This window comes from Microbacterium sp. A8/3-1 (genome assembly GCF_040267695.1).
GTDB lineage: Bacteria > Actinomycetota > Actinomycetes > Actinomycetales > Microbacteriaceae > Microbacterium > Microbacterium luteolum.
The window spans coordinates 2,842,099-2,859,620 of sequence record NZ_CP158357.1 but is presented as its reverse complement, the minus strand read 5'-3'; the positions used below and the strand labels follow the sequence as shown (position 1 = coordinate 2,859,620).

Here is a 17,522-nt window from a genome sequence, read left to right as displayed (position 1 = left end):
CGACGGAGAGGTGCGACATGACTGCTGCCGAGAAGACCGACGAGTACGACCTGATCGTCCTGGGCGGAGGTGCCGTGGGCGAGAACGTCGCCGATCGCGCCGTGCAGGGCGGGCTCACCGCGATCATCGTGGAGAGCGAGCTCGTCGGAGGCGAGTGCTCGTACTGGGCGTGCATGCCCTCGAAGGCGCTGCTGCGTCCGGCCCAGGCTCTGCGCGCCGCGCAGCACGTGGGCGGCGCATCGCAGGCGGTGACCGGGACGCTCGACGTGCGGGCCGTCTTCGACCGTCGCGATTCGTTCACGAGCAACTGGTCGGACGACGGCCAGGTGAAGTGGCTCGACTCGGCCGGCATCGACCTCGCCCGCGGCTTCGGCCGGCTCACCGGTGAGCGCGAGGTCACCGTGACGGATGCCGACGGCGGAACGCGCGTGCTGCGCGCCCGTCACGCGGTCGCGATCAGCACCGGGTCGGAAGCCGTCATCCCGCCGATCGACGGGCTGCGCGAAGCCGCGCCCTGGACCAGTCGCGAGGCGACGAGCGCCGAGGAGCTGCCGAAGAGCCTCGCCGTCATCGGCGGTGGTGTCGTGGCCGTCGAGATGGCCACGGTCTACGCATCGCTCGGCTCGACCGTGACGCTCATCGCCCGGGGCGAGCTGCTCTCGTCGATGGAGCCCTTCGCCGGTGAGCGCGTGGCCGCTGGCCTGAAGGAGCTGGGCGTCGACGTGCGCACCTCGACCGGCACGACCTCCGTCCGCCGCGGCGATGACGGTGTGACGATCACGCTGGAGGGCGGCGAGGAGATCACCGCGAGCGAGGTGCTCGCCGCGACCGGTCGCTCGGCGCACAACCGCGACATCGGCCTGGAGACGGTCGGCCTCGAGCCCGGGAAGTGGATCGAGACGGATGACACGATGCGCGTGCCGGGGAGCGACTGGCTGTACGCGGTGGGCGACGTGACGGGCCGCGTGCTCCTGACGCATCAGGGCAAGTACCAAGCGCGGGCGGCCGGAGACGTCATCGCCGCGCGCGCCAAGGGCGAGGAGGTCGACGACGCCCCGTGGGGTCGGCACGTCGCCACGGCTGACCACGCGGCGGTTCCGCAGGTCACCTTCTCGTTCCCCGAGGTCGCCTCCGCCGGACTCACCGAGGCCGCTGCCCGCGAGGCGGGCCACGAGGTCGCGGTCGTCGACTACGACCTCGGCTGGGTCGCCGGCGCCAGCGTGTACGAGGACGGGTTCGAGGGTCAGGCGCGGCTCGTGATCGACACCGCCCGCGACGTCGTGATCGGGGCGACCTTCGTCGGCCCCGAGGTGGCCGAGCTCATCCAGGCCGCCACGGTCGCGATCGTGGGAGAGGTGCCGATCGCACGGCTCTGGCACGCGGTGCCGGCGTACCCGACGATCAGCGAGATCTGGCTCCGTCTGCTGGAGGGCTACGGCCGCCAGTCCGCGTGAGAGGCGGATGCCGACGGGATCATGCAATCCGTTGACGCCTCGGCACCGAACAGGTCCAGGAATGTTTCTCACATTGACGGCATCCCGCGCAACCCCGACCCGGATGTCGCAGCCGTCTTATACGCTCGAACCCACATCCGAGGAGGCAGGACCATGAAGGCTGTACTCGCAGGAACCGTCATCGCCGAAGCCGACGAGAGCGATCTCGTCCGCATCGAGGGCAACTGGTACTTCCCGCCGGCATCCATCGCGCAGGGCGCCCTCGTCGAGAGCCCCACGCCGTACACCTGTCCGTGGAAGGGCGCGGCCCAGTACTTCTCGGTGCAGACCGGAGACGAGCTGCACACCGACTACGCCTGGTCGTACCCGAACCCGTACCCGACCGCGTTCGACCGCGTCGGCAAGGACTTCTCCGGCTACGTGGCCTTCGATCCGCGCGTGCAGATCTCCGAATGACCTCCGTATGCCGGCGCCGGGGCGCTGATGTCCGCCTCGTCGATCGACCGACTGGAAAGTGACCCATGATCGAGTTCCGCAACGTCACGAAGCAGTTCCCCGACGGCACCGTCGCCGTCGATGACTTCAGCCTGGTCCTGCCGTCGCGCAAGACCACGGTCTTCGTCGGCTCCTCCGGGTGCGGCAAGACCACCCTGCTGCGCATGATCAACCGCATGGTCGAGCCGACCTCGGGCGACATCGAGATCGACGGGGAGAACGTGCTCGTCGGTGATCCGGTGCAGCTGCGCCGCCGCATCGGCTACGTCATGCAGAACTCGGGCCTGATGCCGCACTTCTCGGTGATCGACAACGTCGCCACCGTACTGCGGCTGACCGGTGTGAAGAAGCCCGAGGCGCACAAGCGGGCACGTGCCCTGCTCGACACCGTCGGCCTCGATCAGGCGCTCGCCGAGCGGTATCCGAGCCAGCTGTCCGGCGGGCAGCAGCAGCGCGTCGGCGTCGCCCGAGGCCTCGCCGCCGACCCGAACATCCTGCTGATGGACGAGCCGTTCGGTGCCGTCGACCCGATCGTCCGCGCCGACCTGCAGCAGGAGACCCTGCGACTGCAGCACGAGCTCGACAAGACGGTGGTCTTCGTCACGCACGACATCGACGAGGCGTTCCTGCTCGGCGACCAGGTGGTCATCCTCGACAAGGGCGCGCGCATCGTGCAGGTGGGCAGCCCGAGCGAGATCATCGAGAACCCGGCGGATGACTTCGTCGCCGCGTTCATCGGCGCCGACCGCGGACGCCGCGCGCTGCACCTCAAGGAGACGCCGCACGGCACCGTCGTCGTCGACTCCGAGGGGCGCACGCAGGGAGCGATCGTGGCAGAGGCCAAGACGGATGCCGTCGCCACGACCGCCGGGCAGGACGAACTGTCGTGAACTGGGTCACCGACAACCTCGGCCTGATCCTCGAGCTGACGCTGGTGCACCTGCGACAGAGCATCGTGCCGATCGTGCTCGGCTTCGTGCTGTCGCTCCCCCTCGGCTGGGTCGCGTGGCGCTACCGGCTCGTGCGCGGTCCGATCATCGTGCTCACCGGACTCCTCTACACGATCCCGTCGCTGGCGCTGCTGATCCTGCTGCCGGCCACGCTCGGCTATTCCGCGATCAGCGAGACCAACCTGGTGATCGCCCTGACGATCTACGCGGTCGCGATCCTGGTCCGAGCGGTCGCCGACGGCCTCGACTCGGTCGACGACGGTGTCCGCCAGGCGGCGACCGCCACCGGCTTCGCACCGTTCCGGCGCTTCTGGGCCGTCGAGTTCCCGCTGGCGGGACCGGTGATCCTCGCGGGTCTTCGCGTCGCCGCCGTCAGCACGATCTCGCTCGCGACCGTCGGCATCCTGATCGGCGTGACCAACCTCGGCTACCTCTTCACGAACGGACTCGAGCGCCGCATCATCGCCGAGGTGTTCGCCGGCGTCGTCGCGGTCGTGATCATCGCGCTCGTGATCGACCTGATCCTGCTGCTGATCGGTCGCGCGCTGATGCCGTGGACGACGGCCGCGAGCCGTGTCTCCGCGAGTCGCGCCGTTCCTGTGAGGGCAGCCGCATGAATCTCTTCGCAGACGCCATCGCCTGGATGTTCGCCCCGGCGCAGTGGACCGGGAACTACGCCCTGCCCAAGCTCCTCGGCGAACATCTCGCCCTCACCGCGATCTCGGTGCTGATCGCCGCGATCATCGCCCTGCCGCTCGGCTGGCTGATCGGTCACACCGGCCGCGGCCGCGAGATCGCCGTCGCGGTCTCCGGCGCAGCACGTGCCATCCCCGCCTTCGGTCTGATGGTGCTGCTGGTCCTCCTGCTCGGGGTGCTCCGCGTTCCCGAGGCGGCCATCACGACCTTCGTGCTCCTCGCGATACCCTCCCTCCTCGCCGGCGCCTACACAGGGCTCGAGGCGATCGACCGTCGCGTGATCGATGCGGCGCGGGCCATGGGCATGACCGAGTGGCAGATCTTCTGGAAGGTCGAGGTGCCCCTCGGCCTGCCGCTGCTCGTCGGCGGCATCCGCTCCGCGCTCCTGCAGGTCATCGCGACCGTCACGATCGCCGCCTACGTCAACCTCGGCGGACTCGGCTGGCCGATCATCCAGGGCATTCCGCTGCGTCGCTTCGATCAGGTGCTCGGCGGAGCGCTCATCGTCGCCGTGCTCGCGCTGGTCGTCGACCTGCTGCTGGCCGCCGCACAGCACGCTGCCGTTCCGCGCGGGCTCCGCACCGGTCGCCCGGCCCGCCGTCGCACCCGTCCGCTCACTCCGGCCCCCGCGCCGGCGGCATCCACCGCCTGATCTCTCCGTCCCGCACTCACAGCACCAGAAGAAGTCCCAGAGAAGAAGAGGAAGTCCATGTTCACAGCACGAGGCAAGCGCTCCGTCCTCGCCGTCGGCCTGGTGGCCGCGGCGACACTCGCCCTGTCCGCCTGCGGCGGCAACCCGCTCGACGAGCCGTCGAGCGACGCCGGATCCGGGTCGGGCGACTCCGAGACGATCGTCGTCGGCTCGCAGGGGTACTACTCCAACGAGATCATCGCCGAGATCTACGCCCAGGCGCTCGAGGGTGCCGGCTTCACGGTCGAGAAGAAGCTCAACATCGGTCAGCGCGACGCGTACATGCCCGAGGTCGAGTCCGGTGAGATCGACGTCTTCCCCGAGTACACCGGCAGCCTGCTGGAGTACCTCTCGGACGACGAGATCGATGTCACCTCGCCGGACGACGTCTACACGGCCCTCACCGAGGCGCTGCCCGAGGGCCTGACCGCCCTCGACTACGCCGAGGCGTCCGACCAGGACACCTACACGGTGCTCAAGAGCTTCGCCGAGGCCAACAACCTCAAGACGATCGAAGACCTCAAGAACGTCACCTCGACCGTCACGATCGGCGCCCCGCCGGAGTTCGAGCAGCGTCCGTACAACCCGGCCGCCGCCAAGGAGGTCTACGGCGTCGACCTGGCGTTCTCGGCCACCGGCCCGACGACGCTCGAGTCGCTGCTCGCCGGTGAGATCCAGGTCGCGGACATCTACACCGCGGACCCTGCCTTCGAGACCGAGGACATCGTCGCGCTCGAAGACCCGAAGAACCTGATCATCTCGTCGAACGTCGTGCCGATCGTCTCGAGCGACATCGCCGACAAGGTGTCGGACGTGCTCAACGCCATCAGCGCGAAGCTGACGGCCGAGGAGCTCGTGTCGCTGAACGTGCTCAGCACCGTCGACCAGCAGTCGTCGGCCGACATCGCGAAGAAGTGGCTCGAGGACAACGACCTCGTCTGAGTCTCTCGTTCAAGAAGTGCCCGGACCTGTTGCTGATTCCTGCAGCGGTCCGGGCACTTCTGCGTTCCCGGCGGCGAAGATCCGTCGTGAGGGGGATGCCGAGCCGGTCCGAGTCTGGTGCAGTGGAGTCATCCGTTCGACATCGTCACGCCCGGAGGAGGAAGTGTGCAGAATCTACGCACTGCGCGGTTGCGTCTGGCATCGCGGTTGGTCTCCACCGTTGCGATCATCGGGATCATCGCGGCCGCAGTCTGGTTCGGTTTCGCAGCGGTCGATGCGTCCGGCGCTCAGATGACCGCAGCCAGCGCGATGGCAGCGGCCTTGGCCAGCGGCTGGTCCGCAGCATTCGCTGTCATCAGAGCCAGATCGACGTCGTCCGAGACGGCGCACGCGTAGTCGACGCGGCTCGGATCACGCGGCAGCGATCCTCGCACTCTCGTCGACCTCTGTCGGATGCGACCTAGACCCTGGCGTCCTGGCGCGGGACCCAGACCTGCTTGATGATGATGAGGATGGATGCCGTGACCGGCACGGCCACGAGCGCGCCGAGCAGCCCGAGCAGAGTGCCGCCGGCGAGGGCGCCGATGACGACGAGCGAGCCGGGGATCGAGATCGCGCGGTTCATGACGCGCGGCGTGATGACGTAGGCCTCGATCTGCATGTAGATGAGGTAGACGATCGCGAAGACCAGCGCGCCGATCGGGTTGGTGAAGAGCGCGATGCCGGTGCCGATGATCCAGAACATCACGGAGCCGACGAGCGGGATCAGCGTGATGCAGAAGGCGACGGTCGCCATCAGCGGGGGGAACGGCAGGCCGAGGAAGAAGTAGAGCAGGAAGGCGAGCAGCGCGTTGAAGAACGCGAGCACCACCATCCCCATGACGTAGCCGCCGACCGAGTCGGTGATCTGATCGGTGATGTCACCGGCGCGGGCGCGGTCGCGGGCCGGCGCGAGACGCAGCAGGCTGGCCTTGATCCCGGAGAGGCTCGCGAGGAAGTAGAGCGTCAGCACGATCACGATGATCGTGCCAGAGATCCCGGTGGCGATCGATGCGCCGACCTTCAGCGCACCGCCGCCGATGGTGGCGAGGTTGCCGAAGTCCGAGAGGAACTTCTGCACCTCGGCCACCAGATCCTGGAACTGCTCGCCGAACTGCCTCTCCAGAGTGGCGTAGAGATCGCTCCGGGTGAACTCCTGGACCATGCCGGGCACCGAGCGGACGAAGCTCGAGATCTGGTCGACGACGATCGGGATGACCATCCACAGCAGGAGGGCGAACACCACGATGAGGCCGAGGGTCACGACGAGGACCGCGATGGCCCGGGACAGGCCGCGACGCTCGAGCAGGCGAACCGCGGGGTCGAGACCGAGAGCCGCGAAGAGGGCGAGGGCGATGTAGATGAGGACCGTCGAGAGGCTCGTGAGGGCCAGGCCCAGCACGATGGCGCCGAGGCCGCCGAGTGTCACGAGGAAGCCGAAGACGAAGGGGCGATCGATGCGGGTCCAGAACGATCCACGCGGTGCCGTGGGCTCGACGACGGGACGCGGAACAGTCTCGGTCGTCGGTCCGCCGGGGGCATCGGTCGGGGTCTCGGATGCCGCGCCGTCGGTGGGTGCGGAGGCCGGCGACTCTTCGTTGCTCATGTGCTCACGATAGCGGTGGGCGTCGTCGGAACACGGGCGTTCGGCGGCTCTAGAGTAGGGGAATGACAGCCGCTGAGGACCCGAAGGCCGAACTGCTCCGACTTCGCGCCAGCATCGACAACATCGACGCCGCGCTGATCTTCATGCTGGCCGAGCGCTTCCGCGCCACCCAGCAGGTCGGGCAGCTGAAGGCCGAGCACGAGATGCCCGCATCCGATCCGAATCGGGAGGAGCAGCAGGTCGCGCGCCTCCGTGCGCTCGCGGAAGAGGCGCATCTCGATCCGGAGTTCGCGGAGAAGTGGTTCAACTTCGTGGTGGCTGAGGTCATCCGCCACCACACCGAGGCGGCCGAGGGCCGCTGAGAAGAAGTGCCGGACGGGCGACGGTGTGTGCAGCACTCGCCCGTCCGGAGCTGGGGGAGGCCTTTCGGCCAACTAAGTTCAATGAATAAACTTACGGAGAGACTACGGATCGCAGACCGATCTGTCAACAGCTCGCTCGCGAGAGCCTGAACGGAACCCATGCTCAACTCGGATGACGCCCTCGACACCCAGGCCTCGGTGCGGCGCGCCAACCTGCGGCGGGCGCTGCAGCTGGTCTTCCGCAATCCCGGCGTGCAGACCAGGGCCGGGATCGCACGGTCGACGGGGCTGACCGCGGCCACCGCGTCGTCGCTGGTCGCCGAGCTGCTCGAGAACCGCCTCATCGTCGAGGGGGAACAGGCGGCGAGCACCGGCGGAAAGCGGGCGACGACCCTCAGCATCGACGCGAGTCACCACCTCATCCTCGTCATCGTGATCCAGCCCCGCCATGCGCACATCGCGCTCGTCGCCCTCGACGGCACCGAGGTCGATGTCCGGCGCGTGACCTACTCGGCGGAGGACCGCGACCGCGTGCTCGATGCCGCGGTCGCGGCCGTGGCCGTCGAGTTCGGCGACCGCCTGCTCGCCGCCCGAGTGCAGCTCCCCGGCACCACGGACGGCCGTTCGGTGCTCGAGAGCGTGCAGCTGAAGTGGCAGGACCTGCCCCTGGCCGAGCGATTCGAACGCGTCCTGAAGGCACCGGTCCTGCTGGTCAACGACGTCGATGCCGAGGCCATCGCCGAGGCGGGGCGGGAGGAGTCCCCCGCGGGCTACCGGCTCTTCATCCACATCGGCGGCGGGATCGGTGCCGCGGTGACCCTCGACGGCGAGCTCGCCCCGGGGCCGCGCGACCGGGCCGGGGAGATCGGCCACGTGCAGGTGGTGTTCGGTGAGGCTGCGCGGGACTGCAGCTGCGGACGGCGCGGGTGCCTCGAATCGGCATCCGCCATGGGCGCCATGCTCGGCGAGGGCTTCTCCGACGCGATGGATGCTGCGGAGATCGCGGTGCTCGCCGCTCGTGCCGACCCGCGGCAGCTGGACGACGGCGCCCGCGCGCTCGCCCGCGCCGTCAAGCTCATCAGCGCGCTCCTCGATCCGACGGAGGTCGTCATCGGGGGTCCGGCCACCGTACTCGGGCCCCGCTTCCTCGAGCGCGTGCGCAGCGAGACGGACTATTCGTCGCGGGGAACAGCGCAGGTGCCCATCCGCTACGCCGACCCGCGCGTCGCGCTCTCGGCCGGTGCCGCCCAGGCCGCGCTGACCTCGGCGCTCGGCGTGCGATGGAGTCCGGAGCAGTTGCTCGCGGCATCCGCTCCTCGCCCCTGACGCGAGCGGGGTCGCGTCCTGCGGCTCTTACCTCTGCGACCGTTCGGCGCGCGTGAGCGCGAAGAAGGGCCGTCACCGCCGCTGAGGGGGAGGCGGTGACGGCCCATGGGGAAGCCCGATCAGGCGCGGGGGGAACGCCTGCGTCGGACGGCGACGGCGCCTCCTGCGAGGAGAAGCAGTGCCAGGAGGATGGCCGTCGTGATCAGTGCAGGGTCCTGGCCGGTGGTGGCCAGAGCACTGCCGTTCGATGAGCCGGAGCCCGCGCCGGACCCGGACCCGGTGGAGCCGTCGCCGCCTCCGCCGGGGTTCGGCGCCGCACGCACCGTGACGGCGACCGAGATGCTGCCGGGTGTGCCCGCCGCGTCGCGTGCGCTCACCACCAGGTCATGCGCACCGACCGGCACCGTCGGCACCGTGAAGGCGAGGCGGGCCGTGCCATCGGCATCCGCCGTGGCCGTGCCGAGCAGCACCGGGTCGGAGTGCAGCTCGAACGTCGCGGCCGTCCCGGGCTCCAGCCCGGTCACCGTCGCGGTGGCCGGAGTCCCGACCGTGAGCGCGGTGTCCGAGATCGACACGTCGAAGGCCGCTTCGCGATCCGCGAGATACGTCCGCGTCGCCGCGTCGAGCGCCGCCTGCAGCCGGTCGACCTCGGCGGGGATGTCGACGTCACCCGGGTCGATGACGCCGCCGAAGGGATCCTTCTTGAAGCCGGGGTTCGCCATCTCCGCCATGGCGGCGTTCAGTGTGGCTGCGGCATCCGTCGATCTGGCGGAGAGCCACCGGACCTTCTCGGCGTCTCGGATCCCCTCGTTCATGTGCTCCCAGCGGACCGATGAGATGTCGTGCGGGTACACCTGCGCCGCGTCTCCCGATTCCCAGGTCTTGAAGTCCACGGTGGTGAACGGATCCTCGACGAAGCTGTCGTACGCCCACCGGAGGTAGCCGTCGGATGCCGTCGCCGTCGTCTTCCACTGCCCCCAGACCGCCTCGGCGAGGTTCGATCGCACGAAGGTGTTCGGGTAGATGCCGACGCAGTAGTAGATGCTCGTGATCAGTCCGAGCTCGCGGCGGTGCGCGGCGACGGTCTCGAACTCCTCGTCGCCGATGAGCACGTTGTCGGCCGAGACCGAGATCTTGTCGATCCGGTCGAGGCGCGGATCGTGCAGGCTGTTGTAGTTCATCGCGGCGCCGACCTTGAGGCCGGGTGCTGCCTCGTCGATGAGATCGACCGCCTGGAGGATGTCGTCGAGTCCGCGCTCGTCCATCGCCATGTAGGTGATGTCGAACCAGCCCTTCTCCTCGAGGTGCGGGCCGAACTTCTCCAGGAACGCGGTCCACATCTCTCGCCAGATCGGGGTGCCGACCGGCACCGATGCCGTGATCCGGCGGTCCTGCGCGACGTCGAAGTACTCGACCTTGCTCGCCCAGTTGACCATCGAGTACGCATCGATCTGCCCGTCGATCCCGACGTCGTCCATCATGAACTCGACCCACCGGTCGAAGACGCTGAAGTCGAACGACCAGGTGCCGTCGGCGTTCTTCGTCCACTCGACCATCGAGTCGTACGGGTCGTAGGTCTGCGACGCCCAGGGGTCCTTGACCACGGTCGTGGTGATGACGTCCTGGCCCGCGTCGCGGAGGCGCTGGTAGTGCGGGAGCATGGCGGCGAAGTGCGCGTCGCTCCAGAGCTGGTCGTGCGGGATGCCCTCGGTGCGGGCGACCGCGTACGGGTTCTGCCACAGGTCGATGAACTGCTCCCAGTCGCCTGCGGCGGGGAGCCGGAGGTCGAGGACTTCGAGTCCGAGGGTCAGCTCGATGCGATCGCCCTGGTCGCTGACCACGACGACCGTGCCGTCGTAGACGCCGGGCGCGGCATCGGCAGGCACGTCGACCGTCATCCAGACCGGCTGCACCGAGCGGGGTGCCATCTCGACAGAGGCGATGGGCTTGAGGATGTCCGGGATCGGCTCTTGCGGTTTTCCGAGCGACGGGCGTCCGCGTCCGGCCATCACGGTCGAGACCAGGGTGGCGGTGATGCCGTCGTCGAGGGATGCGCCGTCGGCGCCGGCCAGGTGCACGCTTTCCACGCGGACGCCGGTCTTGGCCTCGCCGGCGGTCCAGAGCACGAACTGCGCGTTGACGCGGTCCTGCTGCCATGCCGTCCCCTGCCACGCCGTCTCGCTCATCGTCATGACATCGGAGTAGTACTTGCGGCGGTAGTCGTCGAAGGACTTGGTGGTCACGTAGTGGAAGTTGGTGTCCGCCACGGCTCCGGACAACTCTGTGCGCGCGGCGGTCACGGTGACGGTGCGGTGGGCGGTGAATCCGCCGTCTCGCGTGGTGGCGGTGATGGTCGCCTCGCCGGCCGCGACCGCGGTGATCGTGCCGTCGGCGGCGACCGCGGCCACGCCCTCGTCATCGGAGGACCACGTGACGGTCTTGTCGGTCGCGTCCGCCGGGGTGACCGTCGCCTCGACCTTCGCCGTGCTGGTCGCCTCGAGCGTCAGCGGCGACTGATCCAGGGATACACCGGTGGCGGCGACGAGCTCTTTCGTCACGCGGGCGAAGTCGATCTGTGCGCCGGCGCGGGAGGCGGCGGGGTTCTTCTCCCCGGTCACGCGCAGCACGACGGTGTGCGGCCCGGACGGCAGGACGCCGGTCGAGAAGAGCAGCTGCTGATACTGGCGCGTCGCGGAGTACGCGTCGACGATCGTCTCCGGGCCTCCGTCGACCGAGAACGCGTAGGTGCCGTGGGCGGGGTCCGTGTTCCCGAGGAGCTCGGCCTGCACGCCGGTGAAGCGGAAGGTCATGCTCGGGGTGTCGCCGGCGCGGACCCAATGCTCCGTGCCGTTCATCCACTTGGTGGGATCGAGATCGGCGTCACCCACCCACTTGGCGGGGAACTCGAAGCCCTCGGTCGTGGAGGTGACGGCGTCGTCGACGATCACGGTCGTCTCCGCCGCCGCTGCGGGTGCGGACAGCATCGGGAGGAGGGGAAGCGCCAGCGCGAGGGCGAGGATCGCCGCCCCGCCTCTGCGGAGGGATCGGGCACGCGAGCGGCGTGGGGGAAGCAAGGTCTCGGGCACGTTCATCGGGTCCTGTCTTGTCGGCATCGAGAAAGCGGGGAACTCGTGATGGGGGACTTTACTTAGTGAGTAAGCGAAGTGGGGCTAGCGTAGAGTTTGGAGCGGCCGCGTGTCAAGGTTCCGCGGCGAACGGGCGCGAACAGGCGCGAAGGGGAGCGGGGCGTCGATGCTGGCAGAGGTGCAAGGGACGAGGGCGCGGCTCGAGCGGTCTGTCTTCGGCGGCGGTGCGGAGGGCCTCCTGGACGGCAGGGGGAAGATCCGCCGCGATCACCTGCGTCGTGCGCTCGCGCTCATCGGCTCCGACGACTCGGTGACCCGCGCGAGCCTCGCCCGGCTGACCGGCCTGACGACCGCCACCACGTCATCCCTCGTCAACGAGCTGATCGCGCTCGGCCTCGTCGTCGAGGGCGAGCAGGCCGAGAGCACGGGCGGCAAGCCGGGCACACGCGTGGAGCTCAACCGCGCGTACTACGTCGTGTGCGTCGTCATCGTCCGGGCGCAGAGCGTGGAGGCCGTGCTGCTCGATCTGAGCGGCGCGCGCGTCCTCACACGCGTGACGACCTACGCGTCCGGCGTGCAGCCCGCAGATGTCGCTCGGGTGACCGGCGAGCTCGTGCGCGAGTTCCCCGACCGCGTTCTCGCCGTGTGCCTGCAGTCCCCCGGCGTCACCGACGGAGCTGTCGTGCGCGAGAGCGTGCTCCTCGGCTGGAGGGATGTGCCGCTGGCTGAGCTCGTCCGAGCGGAGGCCGACCTCCCCATCGTCATCCTCAACGACGCCGACGGCGAGGCTCTCACCGAATCGGTGTTCGACGAGGCGGCGGGGGTGCAGCGGCTCGTACTTCGCATGGGCGAGGGCATCGGGGCCGCCGTGACGATCGACGGCCGCGTGCTCCCCGGCGCGACCAATCGGGCGGGTGAGATCGGTCACGTGGCCTTCGGTGGCAACGGCTCCCGCGTTCGCTGCCGGTGCGGCGGCTACGGGTGCATCGAGGCGGTCGCCTCCCTCACTGCCATCCTCGGCCCCGACTTCCACGACGAGCTGGAGCCGGAGGGCGTGCAGGCGCTGCTGCGGGCCGACGGCGCGGAGGAGCGGATGCTGCTCGGCGCCGAGTCCGTCGCCGCCGCGTTGCGGATCCTCTCGGGGCTCACCGACCCCCACGAGATCGTGATCGTGGGGCGTGCCCCGCTGCTCGGGGAGCCGTTCCTGACGGCTGTGCGCTCCGGGTTCGAGCAGAACCGGCCCAAGGGGACGGCATCCCCGCCGATCCGCTTCGCGCACGACTCCGACCCGGCATTGGGGCCGGGTCGGCACGTGCTCGGCAGTGTGCTCGGCGTCGCGCTGATGCGCCCGTCCGCGCGTACGTGAACGTGCCCGAACAGAGCGACTTCCGCGGCCGTGCGTGACTTCTGCGGCCATTCCGGGTGGGAGTGGCCGCAGAAGTCAGCGATGGCCACAGAACTCGAGCGTGTGAACTGCCCTACTTGACGCTGCCCGCGGTCAATCCGCCGACGAGTCGCTTCTCGATGAGCATGAAGAGGATGACGACGGGCAGGATCGCGACGATGGAGACGCCGAAGACGTATTGCCAGCTGGTCTCGTATTGTCCGACGAACTTGGTGAGTGCGACGGAGAGTGGCTGGTTCTTGTCGGTGGAGAGGATGACGAGGGAGGCGGCGAACTCGTTCCAGCAGGCGACGAAGGTGAACACGATCGCGGTGACGATGCCGGGCCAGACGAGGGGGAGGTTGATCTTGAACAGGACGGTGAAGCGTCCGGCGCCGTCGATCTGGGCTGCTTCGTCGACTTCTTTGGGGATGCCGGCGAAGAAGGAGTGCATGATCCAGACGGCGAAGGAGAGGTTGAACGCGGCGTTGATGAAGATCATCGCCGCCCACGTGTCCCCGAGGCCGAGGGTCGTGAACTGGCGGAACAGGCCCGAGGTCAGGACCGCGGGCTGCAGCATCTGGGTGACGATCACGAGGAACAGGAACACCATGCGGCCGGGGAACTTGAACCGTGCCGTGTAATACGCGGCCGGCAGCGACACGACGAGGACGAGGAGGGTCGCGAACACGGCGATGATGACCGTCGAGATGAGGTTGTAGGGCAGGGGCGTCTCGGGCGTCGACCACATCGTGAGGTAGTTCTCCCAGTGCCATTCGATCGGGAGATACGTGGGGTCGACGGAGCGGATCTGCGGTTTCGTCTTCACGGACCCGAAGAACATGATCAGGTACGGGAGCACGAAGATCGCGAGGACGAGGAACCCGGCGGCCATGCGGAGGATGACCCGCGGGAGGGTGACCTGGTCTTCGGTGTAACGGCGCTTGCGGCCGTTGATCGGGGCGAGGGCGCGTCCGCTACGGCCGGTGGTGGTGACGAGTTCGGTCTCGGTCACGGTCATGATCAGACCTCCTTCATGGGCTTGACGACCTTGACGTAGATCGCGACGATCACGATCACGATCAGGAACGCGACGACGGACAGGGCGCTGGCGACATCGACCTTCTTCTGCAGCTCGATGTATTTGAAGATCATCGTCATGATCGTGTCGGCCCCGTATCCGGGGATCGACCCGGTCATGACCTTCAGGATCGGGAGGGAGTTGAACACGTTGATGATGTTGATCAGCACCGCGACGGCGAGGGCGCTGCGCAGCTGCGGGAGCACGATCGACCAGTAGGTGCGGGCGGGACCGGCGCCGTCCATCTTCGCCGCCTCGATCGCATCCGCGGGCACCGACTGGAGGCCGGCGAGGATCGTGTAGGTCGTGAACGGGAGCGATACGAAGATCGCGATCACGATCGACCAGGCGAACGCGGTGGCGGGGTTCTTCGTCCACCCGTATCCGACGGCGTCGTCCGAGAGGCCGATGTCGTAGAGGAACTTGTTGAACACCCCGAAGTACGGCTCGAGGCTGTAGTAGAAGACCATGGTCGTCATCACGACGGATGCTGCCCAGGGGACGATGACGGCCATGCGGACGATCTGTCGTCCGGGGAACGCCTTGTTGAGGATCTGTGCGAGGGCGAGGGAGATCACGACGGTGAACGTCACGACCGACACGACCCAGATCACCGTGCGGCCCAGGATCGGCCAGAACTCCGCGAACGCGAACACGGTGGCGAAGTTGTCGAACCCGACCGACCCCTTGTCGAGGCCCGAGAGGGAGATGTCGCGGGTGGAGTTGAAGAACATCACCCCAGCGGGGAAGAACACCACGCCGATGATGAGCAGCAGCGCGGGCGCGATCCAGGGCAACGCCTGAAGAAGATCTTTCCCCCCGGACCTGCCGCGCACGGCGTTCCGTCGGGGGGTGCGGGGGCGGCCGGTGGCCGCCCCCGCGAGGTTCGAGGACTCTTTCGTCTGGCTCATGGGAATACCCGAACCTCTCCGTTCAGCGGGCTCAGCCCGCGTCGACCTGCGCCTGGATCTCGGTCAGGACATCCTGAGCCGGCTTCGACTGCAGCTGACCGAACAGCGACTTGAAAGCGCCGTCGGCGGCGGACCACTTGGCGTTCGTCGACGGGTAGAACTGGGCGTCGGGCAGCACGTCGAGGAACGGCTTGAGAGCCTCCTCGCCGGACAGCTGCTCGGACCCGGACTTCGTGACGGGCAGGAAGCCCTCGGCCTGCACCCACGGCACGTAGACGTCTGCCGAGTAGTAGTAGTCGAAGAACTTGGTGATCGCGTCCTTCTTGTCGCCGTCGTTCTGGAACGCCATCAGCTGGTCCATGACGCCGAGCGTGAACGGCGAGCCGTCCTTGGTCGGGATCGGGACGATGGAGTAGTCCAGGTCGGGGTTGCCCTCTTCGATCTGGCCGACCGTCGGCGGGAGGCCGACCTGCATGCCGATCTTGCCCTGGATGAAGATGTCCATCAGCGGCGAACGCTGCGTGGAGCCGGGGTCAGCCTGGGTCGCACCGGCGTCGATCATCTTCTTGATCTGCTCGGCACCGACGAGGTTCTCGGGGGTGTCGATCGTGATCTCGGACGCGTCGCCGAACGAGCCGCCGCCGCCCCACAGCCACACGGCCGCCTCGGCCTGCGCCTCTTCGGATCCGAGCGGCATGCCGTAACCGGCGACACCGCCACCGAGCGCGGAGACCTTCGTCGCGGCGTCGAGCAGCGAGTCCCAGTCGGTGGGCGCCGTGGCGCCGGCCTGCGCGAGCAGGGCGTTGTTGACGAACAGGGCACGAGCCGAGGCGATCAGGGGCAGCGCGTACGCGGTGCCGTCGACCTCGGCGTTCTTGATGAACGAGTCCTGGAAGTCGGCGAACGTGTCCTTCGACACGACATCCTCGACCGGGTACAGCAGCTCATCGCCGACGAAACCGGCGAACGGACCGCCGTTGTAGATGTCGGGTGCCTCGCCCGCCTGGATCTTCGTCGAGACGACCTTCTCGAGGTTGTCCCACGACTGGACCTCGAGCTTGACCTTGATGTCGGGGTTGGCCTTCTCGAACCCCTCGATCACGGTCTCCCAGTTCGCCTTGGTCCCGTCGGAGTAGCTGGGCACGAGGAGATCGATGGTGTTCGAGTCCTCTCCTCCGCCGTCTCCGGCCGAGCCGCCGAACCCGCACGAAGCGAGCGAGAGCGTGGCGACGGCCGCAATGGCGGCGGCGCCGAACCGCAGTGACTTCTTCATGTGTATTGCATTCCTCACTGTGAGTGTCCGCTCCGGATGCGGAGCCCGTGTCCGGACGGGGTGTGGTGCACAGTCGCAAGCACGATCACGCGACAGTGCGTGGTGATCGCTTCGCCGGGGGCAGCTGCGATCGTTCAAGCCGAGGCTCGGAGTTCGACGGCAGGAATCGCCGCCAGGGTGGTGGAACTTGTTCGATTATTTGTCAAGGGAACAAACAAATCAAGAGAAACCTGATCTTGATGTTCCTGATCGACATACTATGATCGAATCAAGCTACAAACAATCACAACTATGCAACATCCGCCCGAGAAAGGCACTCCGATGACTGAATCGCTGCCCGGCGCACACATGCGCGAAGAGCTCCGCTCGCAGCCCCAGACCTGGGCGACGGCCGCCGACATGAAGGCCGAGCAGGGTCTCCTTCCCGCCCTCGGGGCCCGCGTCGCCGTCGTCGGCTGCGGAACTTCGTGGTTCATGGCCCAGTCGTACGCCGCTCTGCGCGAGACCTCGGGTCAGGGCGAGACCGACGCCTTCGCCGCCTCCGAGGCGTTCATCGACCGCGGGTACGACGCTGTCGTCGCACTCACCCGCTCCGGCACCACCACCGAGGTGCTCGAGCTCGTCGACCGCATCAAGGGCCGCATCCCCACGATCGGCGTCATCGGCGACCCGACATCGCCGCTCGTCTCGATGGTCGACGAGGCCGTGCTCCTGCCGTTCGCCGACGAGACCTCGGTCGTGCAGACCCGCTTCGCGACCACGGCCCTCGCGCTCTTCCGCGCGTCTCTCGGCGAAGACCTCACCGCGGCCATCGCCGACGCCGCTGCCGTGCTGACCGACACCGACGACGAGGCCCTCCGCGATGCCGAGCAGTACACGTTCCTCGGCCGCGGCTGGGCGACCGGTCTCGCACACGAGGCGGCGCTGAAGCTGCGGGAGTCGTCGCAGTCGTGGACCGAGTCCTACCCCTCGATGGACTACCGGCACGGTCCGATCGCGATCGCCGCTCCCGGCCGCGTGACCTGGCACTTCGGCGACGCTCCGGAGGGACTGGCCGCACAGGTCGAGGCGACCGGCGCCCGTTTCGAGCACCGTGCGATCGACCCCATGGCCGACCTCGTGCGTCTGCACCGGCTCGCCCTCGACCGCGCCGTCGCCCGCGGCCTCGACCCCGATCAGCCCCGCAACCTCACGCGATCCGTCATCCTGGATGCATGAGCGGATCC

At 68.3% G+C, this 17,522-nt stretch carries 16 protein-coding genes; 10 read left to right on the top strand and 6 right to left on the bottom strand.

The features are described 5' to 3' along the window. The first annotated feature begins 17 nt into the window (after positions 1-17). From ABS642_RS14015 to ABS642_RS13990, 6 genes are all read left to right on the top strand, one after another. A complete protein-coding gene (locus ABS642_RS14015; protein ID WP_350350579.1) occupies positions 18-1,454 on the top strand; it encodes an NAD(P)/FAD-dependent oxidoreductase in 1,437 nt (478 codons plus the stop codon). Positions 1,455-1,607: 153 nt separating this feature from the next. After that, complete coding sequence (locus ABS642_RS14010; RefSeq protein ID WP_282215202.1) at positions 1,608-1,910, top strand: DUF427 domain-containing protein; 303 nt, start codon at positions 1,608-1,610, stop codon at positions 1,908-1,910. Between the two features lie 65 nt (positions 1,911-1,975). Then, positions 1,976-2,839, top strand: coding sequence for an ATP-binding cassette domain-containing protein (locus ABS642_RS14005; RefSeq protein ID WP_350350578.1), 864 nt, complete (start codon positions 1,976-1,978; stop codon positions 2,837-2,839). Beyond that, positions 2,836-3,516 (top strand): ABC transporter permease subunit, encoded by a 681-nt coding sequence (locus ABS642_RS14000; protein ID WP_350350577.1) that lies wholly within the window; start codon positions 2,836-2,838, stop codon positions 3,514-3,516. The genes ABS642_RS14005 and ABS642_RS14000 overlap by 4 nt, the downstream gene beginning before the upstream one ends. Next, positions 3,513-4,247, top strand: coding sequence for an ABC transporter permease (locus ABS642_RS13995; protein ID WP_350350576.1), 735 nt, complete (start codon positions 3,513-3,515; stop codon positions 4,245-4,247). Before ABS642_RS14000 ends, ABS642_RS13995 begins: the two co-directional genes overlap by 4 nt. 57 nt (positions 4,248-4,304) lie before the next feature. Further along, on the top strand, positions 4,305-5,228 hold the full coding sequence (locus ABS642_RS13990; protein ID WP_350350575.1) for an ABC transporter substrate-binding protein: 924 nt from the start codon (positions 4,305-4,307) through the stop codon (positions 5,226-5,228). A 287-nt stretch (positions 5,229-5,515) separates the two neighbouring features. Here the strand turns inward: ABS642_RS13990 and ABS642_RS13985 are convergent, their stop codons facing one another. Next, the gene (locus tag ABS642_RS13985) at positions 5,516-5,662 is read right to left on the bottom strand and encodes a hypothetical protein (protein WP_350350574.1); all 147 of its coding nucleotides are present in this window, start codon (positions 5,660-5,662) and stop codon (positions 5,516-5,518) included. A 26-nt stretch (positions 5,663-5,688) separates the two neighbouring features. Next, on the bottom strand, positions 5,689-6,873 hold the full coding sequence (locus tag ABS642_RS13980; RefSeq protein ID WP_350350573.1) for an AI-2E family transporter: 1,185 nt from the start codon (positions 6,871-6,873) through the stop codon (positions 5,689-5,691). A 62-nt stretch (positions 6,874-6,935) separates the two neighbouring features. Here ABS642_RS13980 and ABS642_RS13975 point away from each other — a divergent pair, with 62 nt between their 5' ends. Together ABS642_RS13975 and ABS642_RS13970 are read left to right on the top strand one after the other, a co-directional pair. Continuing rightward, positions 6,936-7,235 (top strand): chorismate mutase, encoded by a 300-nt coding sequence (locus tag ABS642_RS13975; protein WP_350350572.1) that lies wholly within the window; start codon positions 6,936-6,938, stop codon positions 7,233-7,235. A gap of 159 nt (positions 7,236-7,394) precedes the next feature. Further along, positions 7,395-8,561 carry an ROK family protein gene (locus tag ABS642_RS13970; protein ID WP_350350571.1) on the top strand — a complete coding sequence of 389 codons (1,167 nt, stop codon included), beginning with the start codon at positions 7,395-7,397 and terminating at the stop codon, positions 8,559-8,561. 119 nt (positions 8,562-8,680) lie between these two features. Here the strand turns inward: ABS642_RS13970 and ABS642_RS13965 are convergent, their stop codons facing one another. Continuing rightward, positions 8,681-11,653 (bottom strand): glycoside hydrolase domain-containing protein, encoded by a 2,973-nt coding sequence (locus tag ABS642_RS13965; protein ID WP_350350570.1) that lies wholly within the window; start codon positions 11,651-11,653, stop codon positions 8,681-8,683. Positions 11,654-11,825: 172 nt separating this feature from the next. Between ABS642_RS13965 and ABS642_RS13960 the strand changes: the two genes are divergently transcribed. Continuing rightward, positions 11,826-13,013, top strand: a complete 1,188-nt coding sequence (locus ABS642_RS13960) for an ROK family transcriptional regulator (protein WP_350350569.1) — start codon at positions 11,826-11,828, stop codon at positions 13,011-13,013. Positions 13,014-13,125: 112 nt separating this feature from the next. Here ABS642_RS13960 and ABS642_RS13955 read toward each other — a convergent pair whose 3' ends face one another. The 3 genes from ABS642_RS13955 to ABS642_RS13945 are packed head-to-tail and all read right to left on the bottom strand — an operon-like array spanning position 13,126 to position 16,296. After that, positions 13,126-14,052 carry a carbohydrate ABC transporter permease gene (locus tag ABS642_RS13955; RefSeq protein WP_350350568.1) on the bottom strand — a complete coding sequence of 309 codons (927 nt, stop codon included), beginning with the start codon at positions 14,050-14,052 and terminating at the stop codon, positions 13,126-13,128. A 2-nt stretch (positions 14,053-14,054) separates the two neighbouring features. After that, on the bottom strand, positions 14,055-15,023 hold the full coding sequence (locus tag ABS642_RS13950; protein WP_282215192.1) for a sugar ABC transporter permease: 969 nt from the start codon (positions 15,021-15,023) through the stop codon (positions 14,055-14,057). 31 nt (positions 15,024-15,054) lie between these two features. Next, positions 15,055-16,296 (bottom strand): extracellular solute-binding protein, encoded by a 1,242-nt coding sequence (locus ABS642_RS13945; RefSeq protein ID WP_282215191.1) that lies wholly within the window; start codon positions 16,294-16,296, stop codon positions 15,055-15,057. Positions 16,297-16,617: 321 nt separating this feature from the next. On the opposite strand from ABS642_RS13945, the gene ABS642_RS13940 reads away from it, so the two are divergent. Next, entirely contained in the window at positions 16,618-17,514 is an 897-nt protein-coding gene (locus ABS642_RS13940) for a sugar isomerase (RefSeq protein ID WP_282215190.1), read from the top strand. Positions 17,515-17,522 lie beyond the last annotated feature (8 nt).